Here is a 26,165-nt window from a genome sequence, read left to right as displayed (position 1 = left end):
CCACGGCTAGGCCATCCGCGCCAGCAACAACTGGCGCAGGCGCGGGCCGAAGACGTTGATCAACAGCCCGGCCATCACCAGCAGCGCGCCCCAGCCTTGCAGCGGGGTCAGGCGCTCGTCCAGCAGCAAGGCCGAAGAGCTCAGGCCCACCACCGGCACCAGCAACGAAAACGGCGCCACCTTGCCGGCCGGGTAGCGCGACAGCAGATGGCTCCACAGGCTGTAGCCGAGCATGGTGGCGATAAACGCCAGATAGGCCAGCGCCAGCACCGAGCTCCAGCCGATGCCGCGCAGCGAGCTTTCGATCCGCTCGGGGCCTTCCAGCCACCACGACAGCGCCAGAAACGGCAGCGGCGGTACCAACCCGCCCCAGATCACCAGGGCCACCAGGTCGATATTGCCGAAACGCCGGGTGATGATATTGCCCATGGCCCACATCGCGGCGGCGCACAGGGTCAGCAGCAAGGCAAAAAACGGCACGCTGGCGCCGTTTTCGCTGCCGATCAGGGCCAGGCCGCCGGCGGCCACCAGCAGGCCCAGTACGCTGGCCGCGCGCAGCCGCTCGCCGAGGAAGATCGCGGCAAAAAACAGGGTGAAGAACGCCTGGGATTGCAGCACCAGCGACGCCAGCCCCGGCGGCATGCCATTGCCCATGGCCTCGAAGAGAAAGGCGAACTGGCCCAGGGAGATGGTCGCGCCGTAGGCAATCAGCCAGCGCCAGGGCAACTGCGGGCGCTTGACCAGCAGCACCGCCGGAAACGCCACCAGGGCAAAGCGCAAGGCGCCCAGCAACATCGGCGGCAAGCCATCGAGGCCGACCTTGATCACCACGAAATTGACGCCCCAGGCGACAATCACCACCAGCGCCAGCAGTAAATCCTTTAACGGCATGCTTCCCTCAACGGCTTTGTAATATTTCGCAACAGCATAACCTTATGCACGAAATCATCGCAGCATCCATCGCGACGGATGGACGCCGCAAAGCCGACACCTCCACTTGACTGTATTTGTATATACATGCTCATATCTGTTTCAGTCGCCCGCCTGCGTTCGGCTGGCGACCCGACCGCGACAACACAACAATAGGCGGAGATCCCGAGCAATGACCCAGGCCAATGCCTCGCGCAGCAAGCCCCTGATCGAGCGGCGCTCGATCGACTACATCCCGGAAAACGAACGACACGGACGCCTCTACAGCCAGTTCACCCTGTGGCTGGGTGCCAACCTGCAAATCACCGCAATCGTCACCGGGGCCCTGGCCGTGGTGCTCGGTGGCGATGTGTTCTGGTCGCTGATCGGCCTGCTGCTCGGGCAACTGGTCGGCGGCGCGGTCATGGCCCTGCACGCCGCCCAAGGGCCGAAACTCGGCCTGCCGCAGATGATCTCCAGCCGCGTGCAGTTCGGGGTGTACGGCGCGGCCATCCCGATTGCCCTGGTGTGCCTGATGTACCTGGGCTTCACCGCCACCGGCACGGTGCTCTCGGGCCAGGCCATCGGCCAGTTGCTGAGCGTCAGCGACAGCGCCGGCATTCTGATTTTCGCCGGGGTCATCGTCCTTGCCACGGTGTTCGGCTACCGCATGATCCACTGGATCGGCCGGGTGGCCAGCGTGCTGGGAATCATCGCCTTCGTCTACCTGTTCAGCCGCATCATGGTCATCAGCGACATCGGCCAGTTGCTGGAGAACCGCCACTTCACCTGGGCCTCGTTCCTGCTCGCGGTGTCGCTGTCGGCGTCCTGGCAGATCTCGTTCGGCCCTTATGTCGCGGATTATTCGCGCTACCTGCCGAGCAACACCTCATCGTTCAAGACCTTCCTCGCCGCAGGCCTGGGCTCGGTGGTCGGCGCCCAGGCGTCGATGGTCCTCGGGGTGTTTGCCGCGGCGATTGCCAACGGCCAGTTCTCCGGCCGTGAAGTGGCCTACATCGTCGGCCTGGGCGGTACCGGCGCCACCGCCGCGCTGCTGTACTTCAGCATCGCCTTCGGTAAGGTGACCATCTCGACCCTCAACTCCTACGGCAGCTTCATGTGCATCGCCACCATCATCAGTGGCTTTCGCGGGCACATCGAAGTCACCCGCCGTCAGCGGCTGTTCTTCGTCCTCGCCATCGTTGGCGCTTCGACGTTGATCGCCCTGCTCGGCCAGCATTCGTTCCTGGCCGCGTTCAAGTCGTTCATCCTGTTCCTGCTGACCTTCTTCGTGCCCTGGAGCGCGGTCAACCTGGTGGACTACTACTTCATCACCAAGGAGCGCTACGACGTGCCGGCGCTGGCTGACCCCAACGGCCGCTACGGGCGCTGGAACCTGCCTGGCATCATCGTCTACACCATCGGCGTGCTGGTGCAGATGCCGTTCATTTCCACCAAGCTCTACACCGGCCCGATGGTTGCCCACCTGGGCGGCGTTGACCTGTCGTGGATCATCGGCCTGATCGTACCGAGTGTGCTGTATTACCTGGTGGCGCGGCGCAAGGCTGCCGATGCCCCGGCGCAGATGATCCTGCCGCAAACCAGCCAGTCCTGAAACAAAAAGGCCGAGCCCCATCACCGGGGCTCGGCCTGTTTTTGTTCCTGCCCTTCATAGCTTGGCGATCGACACCTCGGTGGATTTGACGAAGGCAATCACTTCGCTGCCGACCCGCAGCTCCAGCTCGTGCACCGAGCGGGTGGTGATCACCGAGGTGACGATGCCGGCGGAGGTCTGTACGTCGATTTCCGATACCACCGGGCCTTCGATGATCTCCTTGACCGTGCCTTTGAACTGATTGCGTACGTTGATCGCCTTGATGGTCATGTGCTGCTTCCTCGTCCTGGGGTGCACTGCCGCGCAGTGCTTGAGGTGCAGATTGCGCTCGAGCGAATAAAATTAAAAAGAATAAATACTTACGAATATAGAACAAAACGAAATATACAAATCGACATATCGAAAGACCTACAAGTTATTTATTTTCAGTTTTTTAGATCCTTTAGCATCGGTACCACCCTCATCGAGCAAGTGAGCGCCACCTTTGCACCGCACTCCATCGACCCCTTTGCACATCGCCCGGGAACTGGCCAGCGAGTTCGCCCGCAACGCCGTCGAGCGCGACCGCCAGGGCGGCACGCCCAAGGTTGAACGCGATGCCATCCGCAGCAGCGGCCTGCTGGCCTTGAGCATCCCCCGCGAGTTCGGTGGGCTGGGCGCCAGCTGGAGGCAAACGTTCGAGGTGGTTCGTGAATTCGCCCGGGTCGACAGTTCCCTGGCCCACGTGTTTGGTTTTCATCACCTGATGCTCGCCACCGTGCGCCTGTTTGCCACGCCCGCGCAGTGGCAGCCATGGTTTGAACTGACCGCGCGCAAGAGCTGGTTCTGGGGCAATGCCCTCAACCCGCTGGACACCCGCACGGTGGTCAAGGACCGTGGCAGCTTTCGCGAGTTCTCCGGTAAAAAAAGCTTCTGCTCCGGCGCCAGCGATTCAGAGATGCTCATCGCCTCGGCGGTGGACGAGAGCGCCGGCGGCAAGCTGCTGATTGCGGCGATCCCCAGCGGGCGCACCGGCATCACCCTGCACAACGACTGGCACAACATGGGCCAGCGCCAGACCGACAGCGGCAGCGCCAGCTTCGAACGGGTACGGGTGGAAGAAAGCGACCTGCTGCTCGACCCCGGTCCCTTGAGCACGCCGTTCGCCTGCCTGCGGCCGCTGATTGCCCAGCTGCATTTCGCCAATATCTTCCTCGGCATCGCCGAGGGCGCTTTCGAAGAGGCCCGGGATTATGCCCTGCGCGAGTCGCGGCCATGGTTCAAATCGCTCGCCGAACAGAGCAGCGCCGACCCGTATGTACTCAAGCATTTCGGCGACTTCTGGGTGCGCCTGCAGGGTGCGCGGCTGCTGGTTGACCAGGCCGCCCAGGAACTGGACCAGGCCTGGGCCAAAGGCGCGGCGCTGAGCGCCGAACAACGCGGGCGCCTGGCGGTGAGCATCGCTACCGCCAAGGTCGCCGCCAGCCGCGATGGCCTGGAGATTTGCAGCAAGGTGTTTGAAGTCACCGGCGCCCGCGCCACCCAGGCCTCGGTGGGCCTCGACCGGCACTGGCGCAACCTGCGCACCCAGAGCCTGCACGACCCGCTCGACTACAAGCTGCACGAACTCGGTGAATGGGCCCTGCGCGGGCAATTGCCGACTCCGACCTTCTACTCATAGTGTGACCGCCATGCAATTGTTGACCCTACCGCCCTCCCCGGCCCTGGCCACCTCGATCCGCGCCACCGCGCAGGTGTTCGAAGACCCCAAGTCACGGGCCTTGCTGGCGCACCTGCAGCGGGTCGCGCCGAGTGAAGCCAGCGTGCTGATCATCGGCGAGACCGGCACCGGCAAAGAGCTGGTCGCCCGGCACATCCACAACCTCAGCGGCCGGCGTGACAAGCCGTTCGTGGCAGTCAACTGCGGAGCGTTTTCCGAGTCGCTGGTCGAGGCCGAACTGTTCGGCCACGAAAAAGGCGCGTTCACCGGCGCCCTCAGTGCCAAGGCCGGCTGGTTCGAAGAAGCCAACGGCGGCACCTTGTTCCTCGACGAGATCGGCGACCTGCCGATGCCGATCCAGGTCAAGCTGTTGCGCGTGCTGCAGGAGCGCGAAGTGGTACGCCTGGGCTCGCGCAAGAGCATTGCCATCGATGTGCGGGTACTGGCCGCTACCAACGTGCAGCTGGAAAAAGCCATCAACGCCGGGCACTTTCGCGAAGACCTGTACTACCGCCTCGACGTCGTCAGCCTGGAACTTGTGCCACTGCGTGAACGCCCGGGCGACATCCTGCCGCTGACCCGCCACTTCATCCAGGCCTACAGCCAGCGCCTGGGCTATGGCCAGGTCAGCCTCAGCAGCGAGGCCGAAGCCAAGCTGCGCAGCTACGGCTGGCCGGGCAACATCCGCGAGCTGGAAAACGTCATCCATCACACCTTGCTGATCTGCCGTGACGGCGTGATCCGCCAGGAGGACCTGCGCCTGTCGAACATGCGCATCGAACGCGCCGACGACAGCCCCGGCAGCGATGATTCGGCGGAAGGCTTGCTGGCGCGGGCTTTCCAGAAACTCTTCGAACAACCTGGCGGCGCCTTGCACGAGAAGGTCGAGGACGCACTGTTGCGCGCGGCCTACCGCTTCAGTCATTACAACCAGGTGCACACCGCCAACTTGCTCGGCCTGAGCCGCAACGTCACCCGCACCCGGCTGATCAAGATGGGCGAACTGGCGGTGAATCGCCGGCAGCCCGGGGGCAGTACCCAGGGCGAGCGGGTGCTGAATTTGTCGATCTAATGGCCTTATCGCAGGCCCTGTACCCATCCTGTGGGAGCGGGCTCGACCCGCGATCGAGCGTGCAGCGGTCGCAGTCCAGTCGAGAAAAGCTCAGCAGTAGATCTCACTCCCCGCATCCGCCGCCAGCGTGCGAAACACCAGCGCCGAAGCCATGCACAGCAGCGCCCCGACGCCAATCACCAGGGCGATATCCGCCACCGCCACTTGCTGCTCACCTTTCACGCTCATCAACACACTGAGCAGTGAAGCAGCCACCCCCACCGACAAGCTCATGGTCAACTGCACCGTCGCCGCCGACAGGCTGCTGGCGCGGCTGTGCAGTTCGGCGGGCACGTCGGCATAGGTCAGGCCACCCATGGCGCTGAACTGCAAGGAGCGGATCAGGCCGCTGGCGAACAGGATCAACACCACCAGCCAGTACGGCGTGTCGAGGTTGAAACTGGCGCAGGCGCCCAGGCTCAAACCGGTGAACAATGCATTGATACTCAAGGTGCGGCGAAAGCCAAAGCGGCGCACGATACGCACCGCCAGCAGCTTGACCACAAAGGCGCCGACACCCCCGGTGAAGGTCAGCAAACCGGCATGCAAAGGGCTTAAACCAAAGCACAGCTGGAACAACAACACCATCAAGAACGGCTGCGCCGCCGTGCCCAGGCGAAACAGGTTGCCACCCCAGAAACTCACGGCAAAACTGCCTACGCGCAAAGGCGAAAAGTCCAGCAGCGGCTGGGCGCAACGCCGGGCATGGCGCACATAGAGCAGCGCTGTTATTAGCCCGATCAGCAGCAACAGCAGCACCCAGCGCCGCGCCAGCAAACCATGGCCGAGCGCCTCGAAGCCGAACACCAGTGACGCCAGGGTCACACTGGCCAGCAGCAAGCCGTGCAGGTCCAGGCGTTGCTGGCTGTCGCCGGGGTAATCGGGAATATGCCGCAGCACCAGGTACACCCCGAGCACGCCGATGGGCAGGTTGACCAGAAAAATCCATTGCCACGACAGCAGCGTCACCAGCAGACCGCCCAGCGGCGGCCCGAGCATCGGCCCCACCAGTGGCGGGATGGTCAGGTAGGACATGTTGCGCAGCAGTTGCTCGCGCGGCGACCAGCGCAGCAGGATCATCAAGCCCACCGGCACCATCATCGCCCCCGCCGCGCCCTGGCACAGGCGCGCCAGGCACAGTTGCAGCAACGACCCGGCCAGGGCGCAAGCCAGCGACGACAGGGTGAACAACACTATCGCCAGCACGAACACCCGCCGCGGCCCGTAGCGGTCCGCCGCCCAGCCGCTGACCGGCACTGCCAGGGCCGCGGCGAGCATGTACAGCGACACCACCAGGTTCATGCGCACACTCGGCGCGCCGAACTCGCTGGCCATCTGTGGCAATGCGGTCATGACCACGGTGGAGTCGATCAGCTCCATCAGCAACGCACAGCCGATGATCATCGGTACCCGCCGTGATTGCCCGGTGCTGTGGGTCAACAGCGGCGCCTGCAAACTGCCCACCTCAGAACAAGCCCGACGTCGGCGGCGGCGTGCCGGTCAGTTGCCAGGCACCCACCGCTGCGGCCTTCCAGTGCCGCGGGTTGTGGTTGGCGACCGTGCGCGCGTTGCGCCAGTGGCGGTCGAGATTGTGGCTGCGGCCGGTGGTCGAGGCGCCGCCGACGTCGAACAGCAACTCGGCAGCCTTGAGCGCGGACTCGGCGGCAATGTACTGGGCCTGGGCGACGTCGATGGCGGCCTGGTCGACCTGTTGCGGGTCAAGCCCGCTGGCCCAGGCGCGGTCGATCGACGCCGCCGCGCGCAACACCACGGCTTCGGCGCTAAAGGCACGGGCGGCGATCTCGCCGACGCTGAGCTGCACGTAAGGGTCATCCACCGAACGCGCGGCGCTGCTGTGCTTGATCGGCCGCGCGTGCTCGCGGGCAAAGCGGCTGGCGTCGTCCAGCGCATTGCGGGCGATGCCGGCCTGCACCGTGGCCAGAAACAACTGCAGGAACGGCGTGACGATGGTGCGCTTGCCCTCCTCCACGGTCCGCGTGCGGATCTCGTCGGCGTACACCACGACATCATTCAGGCGCGTGGTGCCGCTGGCAGTCAGGCGCTGGCCCATGGCGTCGAAATCGTCGAGCAACTCCAGGCCCTGGCGCTCGCGCGGCAGCACGAACGACACCGGCTGATCGTTTTCATCCAGAGCCACGGCGCTGACCCAGTCGGCGTACAGGGAGCCGGTGCTGTAGTACTTGCTGCCGCTGGCGCGGTAATGCTCGCCGTCACGCACGATGCGCGCACTGATCGCGCCATTGGCGCCGCCCACTTCCCAACCGGCATTGCCCAGCACCGCGCCTTGCAGGTAACGGGCGAACCAGCGCTGGCGCTCGGCCTCGGCGCCGTCGGCGGTTGACGACAACAAGCCTTCGATAAAACCAAAGCCCGGGCGCAGCGCCTGGGCGACGTTGGAGTCCACCGAGGCGATGCGCAGCAGCAGGCCGATCACATCGCTGACACTGCCACCCGGGCCGCCATACTGCTCGGGGATGCGACAGGTGTAGAGCCCGGCCTGGGCAATCTGGCGCACCGCTTCATAGGGCAGCTGGCGTTCGCGCTCACGTTGCGCGGCGCCGGCGGCAATCAGCGCCAGCAGGTTTTCGGTATTGCCTTTGAGATCGTCGAGGTTGCGACGCTCAATCGGGGGGACTGCGGATAAACCAGGCATGGACTTTCCTTGTGCAAATCAGGCGATCAGATCGCCAGGCGGAGAAATTCGAAACTGACCTTGCGACCGCTTTCCAGGTGTGGAATGGCGTCAAGCAAGGCACGGGTATAGGGGTGTTGCGGACGGTCGAAAACATCGCGCACGGCGCCGCTTTCCACCGCCACGCCGTCTTTCATCACCAGCACCTGGTCGCTGACGTGGTTGATCACCCCCAGGTCGTGGGAGATGAACAGGCAGGCCAGGCCCAGGCGCTGTTTTAGGTCGTCGAGCAGTTCGAGGATCTGCGCCTGCACCGACACATCCAGCGCCGACACCGGCTCGTCGCACACCAGGATCTGCGGCTGCGCGGCCAGGGCGCGGGCAATGGCGATGCGTTGCCGCTGGCCGCCCGACAGCTCGATCGGGCGCCGCTCCAGCAGGCTTTCGTCAAGGCGCACCAGGGTGAGCAACTCGACGGCCTGCGGGCGCCACTGCGCGCGCAGGTGCCCGGCTACTTGCAGCGCCTCGTACAACACCCGCTGCACGGTGTAGCGCGGGTCGAAGGAGCTCAGCGGGTCCTGGAACACCACCTGGATGCTGCGGCGAAGCGCGCGTTTCTCCTGGTCATCGAGTTGCAGCCAGGGCCGGCCCTTGATCTGGATCGCGCCGCTGTCGGGGGTTTCCAGGCCGAGGATCATCCGGGTCAGGGTGGTCTTGCCCGAGCCCGACTCGCCGACAATGCCTAAGGTGCGGCCCTTGTGCAGCTGCAGCGAAACCTTGTCGACCACGGTGCGCAAGGCGCCGTCCGGGCCCTTGAAGGCCTTGCTCAGTTGCTGCACCTGCAACAGCGGCGCGCTGGTTTCCACCACCGGCGGCGCCACGGCCGCAAGTTTTGCTGCCTGCGGCCGGCGAAAATGCACGGCGGCACCGGCCTTGAGCAGGTACTGGGTGTAGGGGTGCTGCGGGTCTTGCAGCACCGCCTCGACACTACCCTGCTCGACGATCACGCCGTTGTGCATCACTGCCACGCGGTTGGCCAGGCGCGAGACCACCGCCAGGTCGTGGCTGACAATCAGCATCGCCGTGCTGTCGCCGCGCAGGGATTCGAGCAGGCTCAAGACCTGGGCCTGCACCGTGGCATCCAGCGCCGTGGTCGGCTCGTCGGCAATCAGCAGGCGCGGGTTGCAGGCAATCGCCGAGGCGATCAGCGCCCGTTGGCGCAAGCCGCCGGAGAGCTGCCAGGGGTACTGGCGGGCGCGCAGCTCAGGTTCCGGCACGCCGACCGCGCGCAGCAGTTCCAGCACCCGCGCCTGACGCTGCTCGCGGTTCAGCGCGCTGTGCAGTTGCAGCGGCTCGGCAATCTCCTTGCCGACCGGGCGCAGGGGGTCGAGCGAGCCCAGGGCGTCTTGCATGACAAAGCCGATTTGCGCACCGCGCACCCGGCGCCAGGCGCGCTCGTCGAACTGGCGCAGGTCCTGCCCGGCAAAGGCCAGGCGGCTGGCCTGCAACTGCGCATGGGCTCCGGTGAGCCCGGCCAGGGTGCGCGAAGTGACGCTCTTGCCCGAGCCCGACTCGCCCACCAGCGCCAGGCATTCGCCCTGCTGCACGGTGAAGCTGATGCCCTTGAGCACCGGCACGCCCTGGCCGAAGCGCACCTGCAAGTCGCTGACCTCGACCAGCGGCGCGGGGTGTTGAAGAACAGCGTTCATAGGCGTTTACCTTCGTTGCGGCGCAGCAGTTCGCGGCCGATGGCGGTGATCGAAACCACGGTGAGGGTGATGGCCAGGGCCGGCCAGGCCACCAGCCACCAGGCGTTGGCCAGGTAGTTGCGGCCGATGGCGAGCATGCCGCCCCATTCCGGCTGCGGCGGTGGCGCGCCAAAGCCAAGAAAGCTCAGGGCGGCGCCGGCAACGATGGTGCTGCCGATGCCGATGGTGGCGAGAATCAAAATCGGTTTGATCGCATTGGGCAGCACGTGCCGCCAGATCACCTGCCGTCGTGGCAGGCCCAGGGTCGTGGCCGCCTCGACGTAGCCGGCATTGCGCACCACCAGGGTTTGCGCCCGCACCAGGCGCGCATAGCGCGGCACGCTGGCGATGCCCACGGCGATGATGGTGTTGAGCGCGCCCTGGCCAAAAAAGGTGATGATCACCAGCGCCAGCAACAGGTCGGGAAAGGCCAGCAGCACATCGACCAGGCGCATCACCGCGCCGTCGACCAGCCGTGGGCCGAGGCCGGCCAGCAGCCCCAGCACGGTGCCCAGCAGCAATCCCAGCGCCGTGGCACTCAGGCCCAGTACCAGCGACGGGCGCACCGCGTAGACCAGCCGCGCGAGGATGTCGCGGCCGTTCTCGTCAGTGCCCAGCCAGTGCAGGCTAGCCGGTGGCTGGAACGCCTGGCGGGCGTTGGCATCAAGCGGGTCGGCGGCCACCAGCCAGCCTGGCTGCAGCGCTGCCAGCAGCAAAAAGACGACGAACAGCGCCGCCAGCACCAGACCCGGGCGTACCGCCAGTGGCCGGCGCCTGGCAAAACGCGCCGGGGCCGGGATCAGGCCGCTGACCGGCAGCACCGCTGCCGTTGAATTGATCGGCGCCATCGGGCACCTCCATGAACTGAACGTTAGGGAGCCGGGTTAGGGATCTGCCGGTGGATCTGCTCGATGCGCGCCAAGGCTTCGCTACCCAGCTTCACCTGCAATGCGCCGAGGTTGTCGGCCAGTTGCGCCAGGCTGGTCTGCCCGGTCAGTGCGCTGCTGACAAACGGCTTGTTGAGCACATAGGCCAGGGCCAGTTGCGCCGGGCTGATCGAAAGCTCCTGCGCCAGCGCCACATAGGCAGCGATGGCCTGATGAGCGCCGGGGCTGTCGTAGCGGTTGAAGGTGCGGTACACCGACGACAGCCGCGAGCCCTGCGGCAAGGCGCCGTTGAGGTACTTTCCGGTCAGGGCGCCGAAGGCCAGCGGCGAATAGGCCAGCAAGCCGATGTTGTCGCGCTGGCTGAACTCCGACAGGCCGCCCTCGTACAGGCGGTTGAGCAGGCTATAGGGGTTCTGGATGCTGACGATGCGCGGCAGGTTCTGCTCACGCGCCTGGCGCAAAAACTCGGCCACGCCCCACGGGGTTTCGTTGGACACGCCGATATGGCGGATCTTGCCGGCGGCGACCTGATCGGCCAGCACCTGCAAGGTCTCGGCGATGCTCACGGTTTCGCGGTCATCCTCGACATAGGGGTATTCGCGCTGGCCAAAAATATTGGTGGTGCGGTCTGGCCAGTGCAGTTGGTAGAGGTCCAGGTAATCGGTTTGCAGGCGCTTGAGGCTGCCGTCCAGGGCGGCGACGATATTGGCCCGGTCGTGGCGTGTAAGCCCCTCACGGATATGCGCGCCGGCCCCCGGCTGGCGTGCCGGGCCGATGATCTTGCTGGCCAGCACCACCTCGGAACGCCGCCCGCTGTTCGCCAGCCAGCTGCCGATGAAGCGCTCGGTGCTGCCCCAGGTTTCGCCATGGGTCGGCGTTGGGTACATCTCGGCGGTATCGATCAGGTTGATACCAGCGGCCAGCGCCGCGTCGAGCTGGCGGTGGGCATCGCTTTCGCTGTTCTGGTGGCCCCAGGTCATGCTGCCCAGCCCCAGCACGCTGACCTGAATGTCGCTGTGGCCCAATCTACGTTTGATCATGCTCGCTCCGTATCGAAAGTAAAAAGCTCAAACCGCTTCGGCGGCGCGCTGGTACTGGCTGGCCGGGTACGGCAGGCCCAGGTGCTCGCGCAAGGTGCTGCCCTGGTACTCATGGCGGAACACCCCGCGTTTTTGCAGCAGCGGCACCACCTGGTCGACGAACACCTCGACGCCGGAGGGGAACATGTCCGGCATGATGTTGAAGCCATCGGCAGCGCCGGCACGGAACCAGTGCTCGAGGCTGTCGGCGACCTGTTCCGGGGTGCCGACGATCAGCCGGTGGCCGACCAGGATGCGCCGCGACAGTTCGCGGATGGTCAGGTTCTCGCGCCGCGCCAGGTTCAACTGAGCTTCGAGAAAACCGTGGGAGCCGCGCTCGAAATCCGCCACCGGGCCAATCCGCTCCCAGGGCAACGGCGCATCCAGCTGCAGCTCGCTGACCGCCAGGCCCACCCGCGCCGCCACCTGGTTGATCAGCCCTTCTTCGCCGTACCAGGCGTTGAGCTCGTCGAAACGCGCCTGGGCCTCGGCCTCGCTGCTGCCGATTACCGTCGACAGCCCCGGCATGATTTTCAGGTGCTCGGGGTTGCGCCCCCACTGGCGGGCGCGCTGTTTCATTTCCTGATAGAACGCCTGGCCGTCGACCAGGGTGGTCTGGGTGGTGAAGATCGCATCGGCATAGCGCGAGCCGAGGGCCTTGCCGCCTTCGGAAGACCCGGCCTGCACCAGCACCGGCCGACCCTGGGGCGAGCGCGGCAGGTTGAGCGGGCCCTTGACCGAGAAGTGCTCGCCGACAAAGTCGATGGCATGCACCTTGGCCGGGTCGGCAAAACGCCCACGGCGGGCATCGCCGATCACCGCGTCATCTTCCCAGCTGTCCCACAATTTGAGGGTGACATCGATGAACTCATCGGCCCGGGCATAACGGTCGACGTGCCGCGGCGCACCGGCCAGGCCGAAGTTTTGCGCGGCGGCATCACCGGCATTGGTGACCACGTTCCAGGCCGCGCGGCCGCCGCTGATATGGTCCAGCGAACTGAAGCGCCGGGCCAGGTTATACGGGTCGTTATAGCTGCTCGAAGCGGTGGCGATCACGCCGATATGGCGGGTGGCCAGGGCCACGGCGGTGAGCAGCACGGTAGGTTCCAGGCGCCCGGCCGGATGCTGGCCAACATCGCCGATCAGCGCCGGGCCGTCGGCGAGGAAGATCGCATCGAGCTTGCCGCGTTCGGCGATGCGCGCGATGTTGCTGTAGTACTGGTGATCGAGATAGGCATTGGCCGGCACCTCGGCCTGGCGCCAGGCACCGGAGTGGGCGCCGAAACCGAGGATGTTCATGCCGATGCTCATGTGTTTTGCAGGCTGGCTCATGGCAACTCCTTGAGTGGGGTCAGACCGCGCTGGCTTCATCGCGGGCGGCGTTGTCCTGGGCGTGCAACTGGCGCCAGGCGGCACCAGGGCTGATGCCGTTGAGGTAGTAATTGCCCAGCGCCCGCTCGCGGTAGATCGCCGGGTTGTGCGAGGCCAGGGTGCGGGCATTGCGCCAATGCCGGTCGAGGCGCCGGGCCTGGCTGGTGGCCGAGGCGCCGCCGACTTCAAACAGCAAGGTGGTGGCTTCGAGCACCTGCTCGAGAACGATCTGCTGGGCCTGGTAGGTGCGAATGTCGGCCTCGACGTAGTGCTCCTCGCCAATCGAACCGTCGAGCTCGGCTTCATGCACGGTCTGCAGCACCTGGGCGACATCCAGCACCAGGGCCTGGGCGGCATAGGCCAGGCTCGACAGACGACCGATCACCCGCTGCACCAGCGGGTCGTCCTTGGGGCTGGACTGGCCCGGCACGCCAAAGGCGCGGGTGCGGCCCTGGACGAAGGCCACGGCATCGCGCTGCGCGGCGCGGGCGATACCGGCCAGGGTCGCCAGGTGGTACAGCTGGTAGAAGGCCGACAGGTAGGATTCGGCGCGCAGCTCGCCGGGCTTGAAGCGCCGCAGCACCTGCTGCGGCGGCACCGCGACATTGGCAAAACGGGTAGTGCCGCTGCCGCTCAGGCGCTGGCCGAAACCGTCCCAGTCATCTTCCAGGCTGACCCCTGGCGCCGTGGTCGGCACCACCACGCTGACAAAATCCTCGTCGAGCATGGCCACCGCCGCCACCCAGTCGGCATAGATGGCGCCAGTGCAGTAGTACTTCTCACCGTGCAGCAGCCAGCCGGCCTCGGGCGCCTGCGGGTCGGCAGCGCGCAGGCGCACCGAATTGCCGGTGGTGTCGGTGCGTTCGGCCATGGCCGCGCCCCACAACTGCCCCGCCGCCACCTTGGCCAGCCAGTGCTGTTGCGAAGCGGCATCGCCACTGGACAGCCGGCCTTCGACAAAACCGAAGTGGGCGCGAAAGATTTGCGGCAGGTTGGAGTCGGCTTCGGCCAGGTCGATCAGCAGGCGAAACAGCACCGGCAGGCTGGCCTGGGCGCCGTTCAATGCCTGGGGCACGCGCAGGGCGCCAAAGCCGGCTTCGCGTAGCCAGGCCACCGGCTCATGGGCCAGGGTGCGCTGCTGCTCGCGCTCGACCGCACCTTCGGCAATGCGGGCAAACACCGGGGCAAAACGCGCCTGCAGGTTAACGTAGTCCTGGCCTGCGTAGTTCGCAGCCAGGGCTGTTGGCAGTTCATGGGCACTCATGGCTGGTCCTTGAAATTCGGGTTCATAGGCTTTTGCTGCGCGGGTCGACCCAGTGGTTGATCAGGTCGACGAGAAAGTTGACGAGCACATAAATCGCCGCCGCCAGCAGGGTGATGCCCAGCAGCAAGGGCATGTCCTTGGTGACTGCGGCGTCGAGCATCAAGCGGCCGATGCCCTGGCGGGCGAAGAGCATTTCGATGATCACCGCACCGCCCAGCAAGCTGGCGAAAACAAAGCCCGACAACGTCACCAGCGGCACCAGGGCATGGCGCAAGGCATGCTTGAGGCGCACGCCGGTCTCGGACATGCCGCGGGCGCGGGCCATGGCGATAAACGGCTGTTCGAGGATGTCTTCCAGCTCCTGGCGCAGAACCTGGGTCAGCACCGCGGCAATCGGCAGGGCCAGGGCCAGGCTCGGCAGAATCAGCGCCTGCCAGCTGTTGGAACCGGATGGCGGCAGCAGGTGCCAGCCGAACGAAAACACCAGCAACAGCACGATGCCGATCACGAACGACGGCGCCGACGACAGCACCAGTTCAGTGCCGGACACCAGCGAGCGCACCCAGCGCGGCCGGTTGGCGGTGAGCACCGCGCAGCTCACCGCCAGCACAATCGACAGCAAGGCGGCGGCCAGCGACAGCTGCACGGTGGCGCCCAGCTGGCTGCCGATCACCTGCAGCACCGGGATGCGCAAACGGTACGACTCGCCCAGATCGCCCTGGGCCAGGCGCGCCAGGTACTGCCCGTACTGCACCCACAACGGCTGGTCGAGGCCGTATTCGGCGCGCACCTGGGCAATCAGCTCGGCGCTGGGCATGGCGTCGGGGCCGCCGAGAATCGCCAGGGCCGGGTCGCCGGCGCTGAGGTTGATGGCCAGGAAAGTCAGGGTCGCCGCGCCCCAAAGCACGCCGATGCCGGCCAGCAGGCGCCAGGCCAATCGTTGCAAGCTAGTCATTTGCCCTCCGGGTCGAGCCAGACACTGGTGAAAAACGGGGTGTTGTGCGAAGTGTCGAAAATCAGCCCCTTGACCTGCTTGCGGTAGGCCAGCAGCACATGGCTCTCGAACACCGGCACCGCCGGGATGGTCTGCGCCAGGCGCTGCTGGGCAATGCGGTAGAGGTCGTTCAGCGCCACCGGGTCGGTAGTCTGCCGCGCTGCGCTGAGCACCCGGTCGAGCTCGGCATCGCGAAAGCGCCCGGCGTTTTGGCCGATCAGCTTGGCGGTGCTGATTGCCTGGCTGTGATAGAGGATGTACAGGCCATCGGGGGTGTTGGTGTGCCAGTAACCGCCGCCGATCAGCTGGAAATCACTGGCGTAACGGCGCTGGGTGACCTGGGCCAGGGGCAGCAGGTCGATGTCGATCTTGAGGCCGATCTTCTTCAGGTCGGCCTGGATGGCCACGGCGATGCTGCTCGGGTAGGCCGCGGTTTCGTAGGTCAGCAGGTGCGCGGCCAGGCGCTGGCCGTTCTTGACCCGGTAACCCTCGGCGTCGCGCTCACTCCAGCCGGCCTGGTCGAGAATGCGGTTGGCCTCGGCGACGTCATAGGCCAGTACATCCTTGAATGCCGGGTCGTAGTAGCGGGTGTTGGCGGCAAGAAAATCACCCTTGGCCAGGTACTCGCCAAAACCGGTGATCCAGGCCAGGCCGTCGCGGTCGATGGCCTTGGCCACGGCGCGGCGCACCTGCACGTCGTCGAAGGGAAAGCGCTCGACGTTGAAGGTCAGGCTGCGAAACGGGTTGGCCTTGCGAATGCGGCTGCGCATCTGCAAGTCCGGGTTGTCACGGATAGCCCGGGCGTTCTGGGTCGGGGCGTCGACGGTGAAGTCCGACTGGCCGGCTTCCAGGGTACTGAAGCGGATCATCGGCTCGGGGACGATGCTCAGCTCCAGGCGATCGAGGTAGGCCTCGCCCTGGTGGCGGGTGACTGCGGGCGCCCAGTTGTAGCCCTTGCGCTTGACGAAGTTGGCGCCCTGGTCGCGGGTGTAGCTTTCCAGCACGAAGGGCCCGGAGCCAATCGGGTGCTCGGCGATGGTCTTCGGCGCTTCGAGGATCTGCCGGGGCGAGATCATGCTCAGCCACGACTGCGCCAGCACATCGAGGAACGGCGAATACGGCTCGCGCAAGTGCGCTTCGAAGGTGTACTCATCGACGATGCGCCCGTCGACATATGGGGCGATGTAGGCAGCGGCCAGCGGCGACTTGGTCGCCGGGTCGCGCATGTGTTCAAGGTTGACCTGCACGGCACGGGCGTTGAATTTCTCGCCATCGCTGAAGGTCACGTCGTCGCGCAGGTGAAAGGTGTAGGTCTTGCCGTCGTCGGAGATCTCCCAGGACTTGGCCAGCCACGGCGAGATATTGCCCTGCTCGTCCTGGTACAGCAGGCAGTCGAACAGAATGCGCCCCAGCCACTGCACATTGCCGTGGGAAATCGAATGCACGTCCAGCGTCGTGGTGTCGGAGGCCGTCGACACCCGCAGGGTGCCACCGGGCTTGCCCGGGGCGGCCTCGTAATAGTCCTGCGCGCCATAGCTGAGGGTGCCGTTGTGCAGCGTGCCGTCGATGCCACTGCTGCCCTGCCCCGGCGATTGCTCCACCGGCTTGCAGGCGCCCAGGGCCAGCAGCGCGCCAAGCACGGCGGGCGCGCCCAGCCTTGCGATTACTCTCATGCGGTTCTCCTGCAGGTGCCGCGCGAACGGCACCCGCCCCTGGCTCAAAAGTTGTAGGCAATCCCGGTGTAGGCGCCGAAGCCGTCACCCGGGTACAGCGAGGCGGTGTCCTGGCCCTTGGCGTCGTAGCTGGGCACCAGGGCGGTGACGTAGTCCTTGTCGGTGAGGTTCTTCAGGTCCAGGTACACCTGCCAGGTCTTGTTCGGCGCGTCATAGCCCAAGCGTGCGCCCCACAGGGTGTAAGACGGCGCGTAGAAGCTGTTGGCGTAGTCCACCGCCGTGCTCGATGCCGAGCGCACGTTGATCCCGGCGTAAAAGCCGTTGGCGTACTGGTAGAACAGCTCGCCCTGGTAGATGTGCTTGGGCAGGCCCGGCAGCTCGTTCTTGCTGAACAGCGGGTCGTTGCGGTAGTGAAAGTCGTTGAGGGTGTAGGCCTGGCGCCAGCTCAGCACATCGCCGTTATCGCGTTGCCAGAGCTTGGTGGTCAGCCCCGCCTCGATGCCCTGGTGGATGGTCGGGCTGGCGTTGGAGGTCGAGACCACGGCAGCCGAAGTGTTGGTGGCCGGGAGGATTTCGACGTTGAGCAGCTCGTCCTTGATCCACGATTTGTACAGGGTCAGGCTGCCGTCGAAAATCTCCGAACGCCCGCGAATCCCCAGTTCAACCGTGTTGGCGCTTTGTGGCACCAGGGTCTTGGCGAAGTTGGTGGTCACCCCCGAGCCGGAACTGGACCAGGAGCTGGGCGGGTCGATCGAGCGGCTGACGTTGCCGAACACCTGCACGTCCGGGGTCAGGTAGTAACGCAGGCCGAGCCGTGGCGCCAGTTTCCATTGCTGATAGCGATAGTGGCTGGGGATGCCGCTGGTGTTGGGCCGGTCGCTGAAATTGACATCGACATTGCGCTTGACCTCAATGGCCGAGAGGCCCGTGGACAGGTACAGGTTGTCGGTCAGGCCGAGGTCGTTGCCCAGCGAGAACACATGGTCGAACGAGCCGTCGTACTCGACCTGCTTCTGCAACCGGCCCAGGTCCTTGTCGCCGCTGTAGGTGCGCACCCCGGAGCGGATGTGCTGGGTGCTGCTCCAGCCGACCGTGGTGGTGCTCGGCAGGCCAAACAGCTGGTCGCTGCGGGTGTACTTGAGCGAGTAGTTGATGTCGCGCCAGTCCCAGTAGTTGGGGTTGACCGTGCTCTTCTTGCTGAGGATCTGCGGGTAGTTGTGATAGACCAGCCCGGCCACCAGGGTCGAATCGTCATCGAAGGTGTAGGTGGTCTTGCTGCCGACCCAGGTCGAGCCTTCCTTGGTCGAGTCGCCGCGGGTGGCGCGGGTGCTGGGGTTGGTTTGCGAGGAGTTCTTCTTCAGTTGCGCCAGGGTCAGGGCCCCGGAGTTTTCGTGGTATTCCTCGCGGTAGCGGATGTACAGGCGGGTTTCCAGCTTGGGGTTGAAGCGGTAGCCGAAGTTGCTCACCACGCCCTTGGCCTTGGTGAAGGTGAAGTCCTGGTAACCGTCGCGCTTGGAGTTGTCGACACTGATGAAGTAGTCGGCATTGCCAGCCACGCCACCGGTGCTGAGGGTCTGCTTCTGCCAGCCGAAACTGCCGCCTTCGACCTTGATGCGGTTGCCCGGCGCAGTGAGGCCGGAGTTGGTAACGAAGTTGATCGCCCCGCCCAGCGACAAGGCGCCGTATTCGAAGGCGTTGGCACCGCGCAGTACCTCGGTGTAGCTCAGGCCCTGGGTGTCGAGCAGCTCGTAGGGCGTGCCACCGGCGCCAGTCAGGGCCAGGCCGTCGAAGAGAAACTTGGTGCCTTCGCGAAAGTAGCCAGGCGATGTGTTGGCGCCCGAGCCGCGAATGGAAATCTTGATCGCATCGTTGCCGCCGGCCGCCTGCGCATACACCCCCGGCTGATAGGCCAGGGTGTCTTCGAGGGTGGCTGAGCGGCCCTTCTCCACCTCGGCCTGCTGGACCAGCCCGGTACCGCCGGGGATCTCGTCCAGTTGCGCCTGCGCCGCTTCTACCGGGGTGGCTTTGGCGGCCTGGACGGTAACCGTCTCCAGGCGTTTTTCAGTCTGTGTGGCGTCTTCGGCCTGGGCCAGCGGCGCCAGGCTCAACAGGGCGGCGCCGACGCTGGCCAGCTTCCAGTCCTTGCCTACTACTTTGGTCGAAGATTTGGATAAAACGGATGTTGCCCGAGGCACGAAATTCAAGGTCTTGCTCCCCACCTGATTAAAAAATAGGCGAGTTTCTATTGGTATAGTCAATCTCGAAGGGAGCTGTTGCAGCGTCCGTGCCAACCACAAAATCCCTTGAAATCCTTGGGTTTGAGCGGTTTCAACGGTTTAAACAATTGTTCGAATTGCGGGTATCTGTCCAACTGCTGTTGCCTGGCGAACAGTTGATCATGGCCCAGGCCTTGATAGATCCTGTCGATAGACCTATCAACAAGGTCGATTAGTCCCACATTCCGTACGGGAATACACTAGCGCGCATACGTCCGCTTAAAACCCTGCGCCAGACAGGGACCTGCGACACACCGTGCTTCGACACCCCAGCCAACTGCGCTTGCGACGCCTTGTTGCCGGGCATGCCTATGCCCGCAGCTTTGTGCAGCCGATAAGAATGAGGAGATACCCATGGGACTTGGCAGACGACAGTTTTTCAAGCTGTGTACCGCCGGCGTCGCCACCGCCACCTGTGCAAGCCTGGGCTTTGCCCCGGGCGTGGCCCAGGCGACCCAGTCGCGCCAGTACAAGCTGCTGCGCGCCAAGGAAACCCGTAACAACTGCACCTATTGCTCGGTCGGTTGCGGGATTCTCATGTACAGCCTCGGCGACGGCGCCAAGAACGCCAAGGCGCGGATCTTCCATATCGAAGGCGACCCTGATCATCCGGTCAGCCGTGGCTCGCTGTGCCCTAAAGGCGCCGGCCTGGTCGACTATGTGCACAGCGAACAGCGCCTGCTCTACCCCGAATACCGCGCACCGGGCTCGGACAAATGGCAACGCATCAGCTGGGACCACGCTATCGAGCGCATCGCCCGGCTGCTGAAGGACGACCGCGACGCCAACTTCATCGAGAAGAACGCCAAGGGCACCACGGTCAACCGCTGGCTCAGCACCGGCATGCTCTGCTCGTCGGCGGCCAGCAGCGAAACCGGCTCGCTCGACCAGCGCTTCACCCGTGCCCTGGGCATTCTCGGCACCGACAGCCAGGCGCGGGTCTGCCACGCGCCGACGGTTTCGGCCCTGGCGCCGACCTTTGGCCGTGGCGCCATGACCAACAACTGGGTCGACATCAAGAACGCCAACGTTGTGCTGATCATGGGCGGCAACCCCGCCGAGGCGCACCCGGTGGGCTTCAAGTGGGTGATCGAGGCGAAGATCCGCAACGGCGCCAAGGTCATCGTCGTCGACCCGCGCTTCAACCGCAGCGCCGCGGTGGCCGACATCTACTCGCCGATCCGCGCAGGCTCCGACGTGACCTTCCTGATGGGCGTGGTCAACTACCTGATCAGCCACGACAAGATCCAGCACGAATACGTACGCCACTACACCAACGCCAGCCTGATCGTGCGCGAGGACTACCATTTCGACGACGGCCTGTTCAGCGGCTACGACGCCAACAAGCGCAGCTACGACCGCAGCTCCTGGACCTACGAGCTCGACAGCAAGGGCTACGCCAAGCGCGACCTGACCCTGCAGCACCCGCGCTGCGTGTGGAACCTGCTCAAGGCCCACGTCAGCCGCTACACCCCGCAGATGGTCACCAACGTCTGCGGCACGCCCAAGGACGACTTCCTGAAGATCTGCGCGATCCTTGGCGAAACCAGCGCCCCGGACAAGACCGCGACCTTCCTCTACGCCCTGGGCTGGACCCACCACACCAACGGCGCGCAGATGATCCGCGGCTCGGGCATGATCCAGCTGCTTTTGGGCAACATCGGCATGGCCGGTGGTGGCGTCAACGCCCTGCGCGGCCACTCCAACATCCAGGGCTACACCGACCTGGGCCTGCTGTCGCTGCGCCTGCCTGGCTACATGAACCTGCCGTCCGACGAGCAGACCGACATGGCCACCTACCTCAAGCAGGTGACGCCGGTGGCGCTGCTGGAGGATCAGGTCAACTACTACAAACACACGCCGAAATTCTTCGTCAGCCTGATGAAAAGCCTTTGGGGCGACAAGGCCACCAAAGACAACGACTGGGGCTTCGATTGGCTGCCCAAGTGGGACGACAGCTACGACGTGCTCAATTTCAGCAACCGCATGTACGAAGGCAAGGTCAACGGCTACATCGCCCAGGGCTTCAACCCGGTGGCGGCCTTCCCCGACAAGAACAAGGCCCAGGCAGCGCTGGCCAAGCTCAAGTTCCTGGTGATCATCGACCCGCTGGCCACCGAGACCTCGAGCTTCTGGCAGAACCACGGCGAGCAGCATGACGTCGACACCGCGGCGATCCAGACCGAAGTGTTCCGCCTGCCCTCCTCGTGCTTTGCCGAGGAAGACGGCTCGATCGTCAACTCCGGGCGCTGGCTGCAGTGGCACTGGGCCGGCGCGGCGCCTCCGGGCGAGGCCTGGCACGATGGCAAGATCCTCGGCCACCTGTTCCTGAAGATCCGCGAGCTGTACGAAAAGGAAGGCGGCGCCAACCCGGCACCGATCCTCAACATGGCCTGGGACTACGCCGACCCGCTGGACCCCAAGCCCGAGGAAGTGGCCAAGGAGTCCAACGGCCGCGCCCTGGCCGACCTGCACGACGAGCAAGGCAAGCTGATTTTGCGCAAGGGCCAGTTGCTCAGCGACTTTTCGCAGTTGCGTGACGACGGCACGACCCAGTGCTTCAACTGGATCTTCGCCGGCTCCTGGACCGAACAGGGCAACCAGATGGCCCGCCGCGACAACGCCGACAGCGGCCTGGGTTGCACCCCGGGCTGGGCCTGGGCCTGGCCGCAGAACCGGCGCATCCTCTACAACCGCGCCTCGGCCGACCCGCAGGGCAAGCCGTGGGATCCGAAACGCAAGCTGATCGGCTGGGACGGTGTGCGCTGGAGCGGCGTCGACGTGCCCGACTTCGCCGTCAGCGCCGCCCCCGGTGGCAAGGTCAACCCGTTCATCATGCTGCCCGAAGGCCTGGGCCGGCTGTTCTCGGTCGGCGCCATGAACGACGGGCCGTTCCCCGAGCACTACGAGCCGACCGAAAGCCCGCTGGCGAGCAACCCGCTGCACCCGAACGTGACCTACAGCCCGACCGCGCGACTGTACGAAAGCGACCGCCAGCGCATGGGCAAGCGCGAAGAGTTCCCCTACGTGGCGACCACCTACTCGATCACCGAGCTGTTCCGCCACTGGACCAAGCACGCGCGGTTGAACGCCATCGTCCAGCCCGAGCAGTTCATCGAGATCGGCGAGAAGCTCGCCGCCGACAAGGGCATCGTTCAGGGCGACCTGGTCAAGGTTAGCACCAAGCGTGGCTACATCAAGGCCAAGGCCGTGGTGACCAAGCGCATCCGCCGCCTGGCCGTCGATGGCCAGGATGTCGACACCATCGGCATTCCTTGCCACTGGGGTTACGAAGGCAGCACGCGCAAGGGCTTCCTGGCCAACACCCTGACCCCGGGCATCGGCGAGTCGAACACCCACACGCCGGAGTACAAGGCGTTTCTCGTGAACATTGAAAAGGTCTGAGGGCGAATACCATGTCCATGCAATCCCAAGACATCGTCCGCCGCTCAGCCACCAACGTGCTGACCCCGGCGCCGCACACCCGCGATCACCAGGCCGAAGTGGCCAAGCTGATCGACGTGAGCATCTGCATCGGCTGCAAAGCCTGCCAGGTGGCCTGCAACGAGTGGAACGACCTGCGTGACGAGGTCGGCCACAACGTTGGCGTGTACGACAACCCGGCCGACCTGTCGGCCGAAACCTGGACGCTGATGCGTTTCGATGAAGTCGAAGATGAAAGCGGCAAGCTCGAGTGGCTGATCCGCAAGGACGGCTGCATGCACTGCGCCGACCCCGGCTGCCTGAAAGCCTGCCCGCAACCGGGAGCGATCATCCAGTACGCCAACGGCATCGTCGACTTCCAGTCCGAGCACTGCATCGGTTGCGGCTACTGCATCGCCGGCTGCCCGTTCGATGTGCCGCGCATCAGCAAGAAGGACAACAAGGCCTACAAGTGCACGCTGTGCGTCGACCGCGTGTCGGTCGGCCAGGAGCCGGCCTGCGTCAAGACCTGCCCCACCGGGGCAATCAACTTCGGCAGCAAGCAAGACATGCTGCACCAAGCCAGCGAACGGGTCACCGAGCTGCAGGGCCGCGGCTTTGCCGGGGCCGGCATCTACGACCCGCAAGGCGTTGGCGGCACCCACGTGGTCTACGTGCTGCAGCATGCCGACAAGCCGCAGCTGTACCACAAGCTGCCCACCGACCCGCGCATCAGCAACGCCATCCAGGGCTGGAAAGGCTGGATGAAACCGGTGGCCGCGGCGGCGTTCTTCGCCACCCTGGCCGGCACCCTGTTCCATTACATCGGCGTCGGCCCCAACGAGGTCGATGAACAGGACCAGAAGATCGAAGAGGATACCCACGCATGAACAAGGACAAACTGATCCTGCGAACGCGCTTCATCGAGCGCGCCAGCCACTGGTTCATGGTGATCTGCTTCTTCGCCGTGGCGCTGTCGGGGCTGTCGTGGTTCTTCCCCTCGCTCAACGGCCTCAACGCGGTGTTCGGCACCCCGCAGCTGGCGCGCATCCTCCACCCGTTTTTCGGCGTGGTGGTGTTTTTGCTGCTGATGTTTCTGTTCGTGCGCTTCGTGCGCTACAACCTGCCGGAACGCGAAGACCTGCAGTGGTTCAAGAACGTCAAGCAAGTGCTGGCCGGCAAGCATGAGCCGGCGCTGAACATCGGCAAATACAACGCCGGGCAGAAGATTCTGTTCTGGGGCATCATGGCCCTGATCAGCCTGTTGCTGCTCAGTGGCGTGGTGATCTGGCGGCCGTACTTCGCGCCGCTGTTCAGTATCCCGACCATCCGCATCGGCTTGCTGGTACATGCACTGGCCGGCATCAGCCTGATTCTGCTGATCATCGGCCATGCCTACCTGGCATTCTGGGTCAAGGGTTCGATCCGCGGCATGCTCACCGGCTACGTCAGCCGCAGCTGGGCCAAGACCCACCACGACCGCTGGTACCGCCAGCTGAACAGCAAGCAAGGCAAAGCCGGGAGCGACAAATGAGCAGCATCCAGATGACCCCGGTGCAGACGCCCAGCGGTGGCGTCAACGAGATCGTCGCGGTACTGCTGCCGTCGCTCAAGGACCGTTACTCAAAACGCGCGGCGCGCCTGCGCCAGCTGGCCGACGGCCACGCCATGGGCGATTACCTGGGGTTTTGTGCCGGTATCGCCGAGGCTCAGCAGCAACTGCTTGCCACCCTGGCGCTGCCTGAAGCGCTGGCGGCCGGGTTGGCGGCGCGCCTGGACGCTGGCCGGGCGCCGCTGGCAAGCGCAGAGTACCCGCGCGACGCTTACTGGCAGCAACTGCTCGGCGCCTTGATCGAGGCACTGTACGGCGACGCCACGCCAGCGGTGCGCAGCACCCTCGATGCCTTGCGCGGCTACTCGCCGGTGCAACTGGAAGAGCGCGCCAGCGCCCTGCTGGCCGGTAGCTACGAGCAGGTCGACAGCGGCCAGGCGCTGTTTCTCTGGAGCGCGCTGTCGCTGTACTTCACCCAGCTGGCCCATGCCCTGCCGGCTTCGGCCAGGGCCTCGCTGGGCGAACAGCGCCAGCACTGCCCGGTGTGCGCCAGCGCGCCGGTGGCCAGCGTGATCATGAACGGCGCCCAGGCCGGCCTGCGTTACCTGCATTGCAGTTTGTGCGAGAGCCGCTGGCACATGGTTCGGGTAAAATGCAGCAACTGCGAAGCCACCGGCGCCCTCGACTACTGGTCGCTGGAGCGTCAGGATGCGGCGATCAAGGCCGAGAGCTGCAACGACTGCCACAGCTACCTGAAAGTGCTGTACCCGGAAAAGGACCGCGACCAGGAAGTGCTGGCCGATGACCTCGCTTCCCTGGCGCTGGACGCCGAAGTGGAGCGCGAGGGTTATGGGCGCAGTGGTGTCAGCCCGTTTCTGTTTCCCGGCTGATAAAGCTATCGCGGGGCAAGCCCCGCGATGCCCCCTTTTCACCCCACACCCGGAACCCCCATGGGCATCAAGAAATCTTCCGCCGAACTCAAGCGCGACCTCAAGGCCGTCGCCGGCAACCTGGAACGCACCGCCGGTGAAATCAGCAAGCTGGCCGAGCGCATCGACGGCGTCGACGTGGTTGCCGTGCTGCACCTGATGAATCGCCTGTACAAAGACTCCGACAAGCTCAAGGCCTACGCCGACGAAATCAAGGTCGGGCGCATCGTGCGTGGCAAGGCCGAGTAGCCAGGCCATGCGCCGACGACTGACTAGCAAAAGCTGCCAGGGCTCTTACACTTGATCTGAACGGTTGACGTCTGTAGACATGCTTGCAGCCAACCTAGACGAGATGGAGCCTGTCGCGATGCCGAGCCTGGATTTTCTCATTACCTCATTGATCGTCGTGCTGATTCCCGGCAGCGGCGTGATCCTGACCATCTCCACCGCCCTGGTGGCCGGCAAGCGCGCCAGCCTCTACACCGCGCTGGGCTGTACGGCGGGGATCGTCCCGCACCTGCTGGCCTCGATCCTCGGCCTGTCGGCGATCCTGCACACCAGTGCCCTGGCCTTCCAGGGCCTGAAGTTCGCCGGCGTCGCCTACCTGCTGTACCTGGCCTACGCCACCTGGCGCGACCGCTCGGCCTTCGCCGTCGACAGCAACAGCGCGGTGGGTAGCGCTGGCAGCCTGATCCTGCGGGCCTGCCTGCTGAACATCCTCAACCCGAAACTGACGATTTTCTTCCTGGCGTTCCTGCCGCAGTTCATCAGCGCCGAGGCGGGCTCGGTGAGCGGGCAGATGCTCAGCCTGAGCGCAGTGTTCATGCTCATGACCTTCGTGGTATTTGTGCTGTATGGCCTGCTGGCCAACCTGTTCCGTCGCGCGGTGATTGAATCGCCGCGGGTTCAGAACTGGCTGCGCCGCAGTTTTGCTGCCTCTTTTGCCGGCCTGGGCCTGAACCTGGCGTTCGCCCAGCGCTGA

Annotated in this window: 21 protein-coding genes; 9 read left to right on the top strand and 12 right to left on the bottom strand. The window is 65.0% G+C overall.

Annotated elements, in window-relative coordinates; translation table 11 throughout:
* Window positions 1-6: 6 nt before the first annotated feature.
* Window positions 7-891 (bottom strand): EamA family transporter, encoded by an 885-nt coding sequence (locus JYG36_RS11010; protein ID WP_123566206.1) that lies wholly within the window; start codon window positions 889-891, stop codon window positions 7-9.
* A gap of 211 nt (window positions 892-1,102) precedes the next feature.
* Here JYG36_RS11010 and JYG36_RS11005 point away from each other — a divergent pair, with 211 nt between their 5' ends.
* Window positions 1,103-2,524: a purine-cytosine permease family protein gene (locus JYG36_RS11005; RefSeq protein ID WP_045194271.1), complete on the top strand. Its 1,422-nt coding sequence runs from the start codon at window positions 1,103-1,105 to the stop codon at window positions 2,522-2,524.
* A gap of 54 nt (window positions 2,525-2,578) precedes the next feature.
* Here JYG36_RS11005 and JYG36_RS11000 read toward each other — a convergent pair whose 3' ends face one another.
* Window positions 2,579-2,794, bottom strand: coding sequence for a TOBE domain-containing protein (locus JYG36_RS11000; RefSeq protein WP_010227092.1), 216 nt, complete (start codon window positions 2,792-2,794; stop codon window positions 2,579-2,581).
* Window positions 2,795-3,008: 214 nt separating this feature from the next.
* On the opposite strand from JYG36_RS11000, the gene JYG36_RS10995 reads away from it, so the two are divergent.
* A complete protein-coding gene (locus tag JYG36_RS10995; protein ID WP_045194272.1) occupies window positions 3,009-4,184 on the top strand; it encodes an acyl-CoA dehydrogenase family protein in 1,176 nt (391 codons plus the stop codon).
* A gap of 10 nt (window positions 4,185-4,194) precedes the next feature.
* Window positions 4,195-5,295, top strand: coding sequence for a sigma-54 interaction domain-containing protein (locus tag JYG36_RS10990; RefSeq protein WP_093381322.1), 1,101 nt, complete (start codon window positions 4,195-4,197; stop codon window positions 5,293-5,295).
* A 90-nt stretch (window positions 5,296-5,385) separates the two neighbouring features.
* Here JYG36_RS10990 and JYG36_RS10985 read toward each other — a convergent pair whose 3' ends face one another.
* The 10 genes from JYG36_RS10985 to JYG36_RS10940 form a co-directional block, all read right to left on the bottom strand.
* Window positions 5,386-6,738, bottom strand: a complete 1,353-nt coding sequence (locus JYG36_RS10985) for an MFS transporter (protein WP_249744439.1) — start codon at window positions 6,736-6,738, stop codon at window positions 5,386-5,388.
* Between the two features lie 61 nt (window positions 6,739-6,799).
* Window positions 6,800-8,008 (bottom strand): acyl-CoA dehydrogenase family protein, encoded by a 1,209-nt coding sequence (locus tag JYG36_RS10980; RefSeq protein WP_213603932.1) that lies wholly within the window; start codon window positions 8,006-8,008, stop codon window positions 6,800-6,802.
* A 26-nt stretch (window positions 8,009-8,034) separates the two neighbouring features.
* On the bottom strand, window positions 8,035-9,696 hold the full coding sequence (locus JYG36_RS10975) for a dipeptide ABC transporter ATP-binding protein (protein ID WP_213603930.1): 1,662 nt from the start codon (window positions 9,694-9,696) through the stop codon (window positions 8,035-8,037).
* Window positions 9,693-10,583 (bottom strand): ABC transporter permease, encoded by an 891-nt coding sequence (locus JYG36_RS10970; protein WP_045194278.1) that lies wholly within the window; start codon window positions 10,581-10,583, stop codon window positions 9,693-9,695. The genes JYG36_RS10975 and JYG36_RS10970 overlap by 4 nt, the downstream gene beginning before the upstream one ends.
* Before the next feature lie 23 nt (window positions 10,584-10,606).
* Entirely contained in the window at window positions 10,607-11,662 is a 1,056-nt protein-coding gene (locus tag JYG36_RS10965) for an NADP(H)-dependent aldo-keto reductase (RefSeq protein WP_213603928.1), read from the bottom strand.
* 27 nt (window positions 11,663-11,689) lie between these two features.
* Window positions 11,690-13,033: an LLM class flavin-dependent oxidoreductase gene (locus tag JYG36_RS10960; protein ID WP_213603926.1), complete on the bottom strand. Its 1,344-nt coding sequence runs from the start codon at window positions 13,031-13,033 to the stop codon at window positions 11,690-11,692.
* A 19-nt stretch (window positions 13,034-13,052) separates the two neighbouring features.
* Window positions 13,053-14,336 carry an acyl-CoA dehydrogenase family protein gene (locus JYG36_RS10955; RefSeq protein WP_249744421.1) on the bottom strand — a complete coding sequence of 428 codons (1,284 nt, stop codon included), beginning with the start codon at window positions 14,334-14,336 and terminating at the stop codon, window positions 13,053-13,055.
* Window positions 14,337-14,358: 22 nt separating this feature from the next.
* Complete coding sequence (locus JYG36_RS10950) at window positions 14,359-15,291, bottom strand: ABC transporter permease (RefSeq protein ID WP_093381307.1); 933 nt, start codon at window positions 15,289-15,291, stop codon at window positions 14,359-14,361.
* Entirely contained in the window at window positions 15,288-17,003 is a 1,716-nt protein-coding gene (locus JYG36_RS10945) for an ABC transporter substrate-binding protein (RefSeq protein ID WP_213603924.1), read from the bottom strand. Before JYG36_RS10945 ends, JYG36_RS10950 begins: the two co-directional genes overlap by 4 nt.
* Window positions 17,004-17,047: 44 nt before the next feature.
* A complete protein-coding gene (locus JYG36_RS10940) occupies window positions 17,048-19,135 on the bottom strand; it encodes a TonB-dependent receptor family protein (protein ID WP_213604394.1) in 2,088 nt (695 codons plus the stop codon).
* 498 nt (window positions 19,136-19,633) lie between these two features.
* On the opposite strand from JYG36_RS10940, the gene fdnG reads away from it, so the two are divergent.
* From fdnG to JYG36_RS10910, 6 genes are all read left to right on the top strand, one after another.
* Complete coding sequence (fdnG, locus tag JYG36_RS10935; protein ID WP_213603922.1) at window positions 19,634-22,684, top strand: formate dehydrogenase-N subunit alpha; 3,051 nt, start codon at window positions 19,634-19,636, stop codon at window positions 22,682-22,684.
* A 17-nt stretch (window positions 22,685-22,701) separates the two neighbouring features.
* Window positions 22,702-23,592, top strand: coding sequence for a formate dehydrogenase subunit beta (fdxH, locus tag JYG36_RS10930; RefSeq protein ID WP_275559268.1), 891 nt, complete (start codon window positions 22,702-22,704; stop codon window positions 23,590-23,592).
* Window positions 23,589-24,236 carry a formate dehydrogenase subunit gamma gene (locus tag JYG36_RS10925; protein ID WP_213603920.1) on the top strand — a complete coding sequence of 216 codons (648 nt, stop codon included), beginning with the start codon at window positions 23,589-23,591 and terminating at the stop codon, window positions 24,234-24,236. Before fdxH ends, JYG36_RS10925 begins: the two co-directional genes overlap by 4 nt.
* The gene (fdhE, locus tag JYG36_RS10920; RefSeq protein WP_213603918.1) at window positions 24,233-25,144 is read left to right on the top strand and encodes a formate dehydrogenase accessory protein FdhE; all 912 of its coding nucleotides are present in this window, start codon (window positions 24,233-24,235) and stop codon (window positions 25,142-25,144) included. Before JYG36_RS10925 ends, fdhE begins: the two co-directional genes overlap by 4 nt.
* 60 nt (window positions 25,145-25,204) lie before the next feature.
* On the top strand, window positions 25,205-25,432 hold the full coding sequence (locus JYG36_RS10915) for a hypothetical protein (protein ID WP_045194298.1): 228 nt from the start codon (window positions 25,205-25,207) through the stop codon (window positions 25,430-25,432).
* 118 nt (window positions 25,433-25,550) lie between these two features.
* Window positions 25,551-26,165, top strand: coding sequence for a LysE family translocator (locus tag JYG36_RS10910; protein ID WP_123565625.1), 615 nt, complete (start codon window positions 25,551-25,553; stop codon window positions 26,163-26,165).

Origin of the sequence: Pseudomonas sp. SORT22, from assembly GCF_018417635.1 — a bacterium.
GTDB lineage: Bacteria > Pseudomonadota > Gammaproteobacteria > Pseudomonadales > Pseudomonadaceae > Aquipseudomonas.
Note: the sequence above shows the minus strand (reverse complement) of the source record. Positions and strands in the feature narration are given on the sequence as shown.

Excerpts from the sequence above, each read along its gene's own strand:
- JYG36_RS11010 (WP_123566206.1), bottom strand. The coding sequence starts at position 891 with ATGCCGTTAAAGGATTTACTGCTGGCGCTGGTGGTGATTGTCGCCTGG.
- JYG36_RS11005 (WP_045194271.1), top strand. The coding sequence starts at position 1,103 with ATGACCCAGGCCAATGCCTCGCGCAGCAAGCCCCTGATCGAGCGGCGC.
- JYG36_RS11000 (WP_010227092.1), bottom strand. The coding sequence starts at position 2,794 with ATGACCATCAAGGCGATCAACGTACGCAATCAGTTCAAAGGCACGGTC.
- JYG36_RS10990 (WP_093381322.1), top strand. The coding sequence starts at position 4,195 with ATGCAATTGTTGACCCTACCGCCCTCCCCGGCCCTGGCCACCTCGATC.
- JYG36_RS10985 (WP_249744439.1), bottom strand. The coding sequence starts at position 6,738 with ATGATCATCGGCTGTGCGTTGCTGATGGAGCTGATCGACTCCACCGTG.
- JYG36_RS10980 (WP_213603932.1), bottom strand. The coding sequence starts at position 8,008 with ATGCCTGGTTTATCCGCAGTCCCCCCGATTGAGCGTCGCAACCTCGAC.
- JYG36_RS10975 (WP_213603930.1), bottom strand. The coding sequence starts at position 9,696 with ATGAACGCTGTTCTTCAACACCCCGCGCCGCTGGTCGAGGTCAGCGAC.
- JYG36_RS10970 (WP_045194278.1), bottom strand. The coding sequence starts at position 10,583 with ATGGCGCCGATCAATTCAACGGCAGCGGTGCTGCCGGTCAGCGGCCTG.
- JYG36_RS10965 (WP_213603928.1), bottom strand. The coding sequence starts at position 11,662 with ATGATCAAACGTAGATTGGGCCACAGCGACATTCAGGTCAGCGTGCTG.
- JYG36_RS10960 (WP_213603926.1), bottom strand. The coding sequence starts at position 13,033 with ATGAGCCAGCCTGCAAAACACATGAGCATCGGCATGAACATCCTCGGT.
- JYG36_RS10955 (WP_249744421.1), bottom strand. The coding sequence starts at position 14,336 with ATGAGTGCCCATGAACTGCCAACAGCCCTGGCTGCGAACTACGCAGGC.
- JYG36_RS10950 (WP_093381307.1), bottom strand. The coding sequence starts at position 15,291 with ATGACTAGCTTGCAACGATTGGCCTGGCGCCTGCTGGCCGGCATCGGC.
- JYG36_RS10945 (WP_213603924.1), bottom strand. The coding sequence starts at position 17,003 with ATGAGAGTAATCGCAAGGCTGGGCGCGCCCGCCGTGCTTGGCGCGCTG.
- fdnG (WP_213603922.1), top strand. The coding sequence starts at position 19,634 with ATGGGACTTGGCAGACGACAGTTTTTCAAGCTGTGTACCGCCGGCGTC.
- fdxH (WP_275559268.1), top strand. The coding sequence starts at position 22,702 with ATGCAATCCCAAGACATCGTCCGCCGCTCAGCCACCAACGTGCTGACC.
- JYG36_RS10925 (WP_213603920.1), top strand. The coding sequence starts at position 23,589 with ATGAACAAGGACAAACTGATCCTGCGAACGCGCTTCATCGAGCGCGCC.
- fdhE (WP_213603918.1), top strand. The coding sequence starts at position 24,233 with ATGAGCAGCATCCAGATGACCCCGGTGCAGACGCCCAGCGGTGGCGTC.
- JYG36_RS10915 (WP_045194298.1), top strand. The coding sequence starts at position 25,205 with ATGGGCATCAAGAAATCTTCCGCCGAACTCAAGCGCGACCTCAAGGCC.
- JYG36_RS10910 (WP_123565625.1), top strand. The coding sequence starts at position 25,551 with ATGCCGAGCCTGGATTTTCTCATTACCTCATTGATCGTCGTGCTGATT.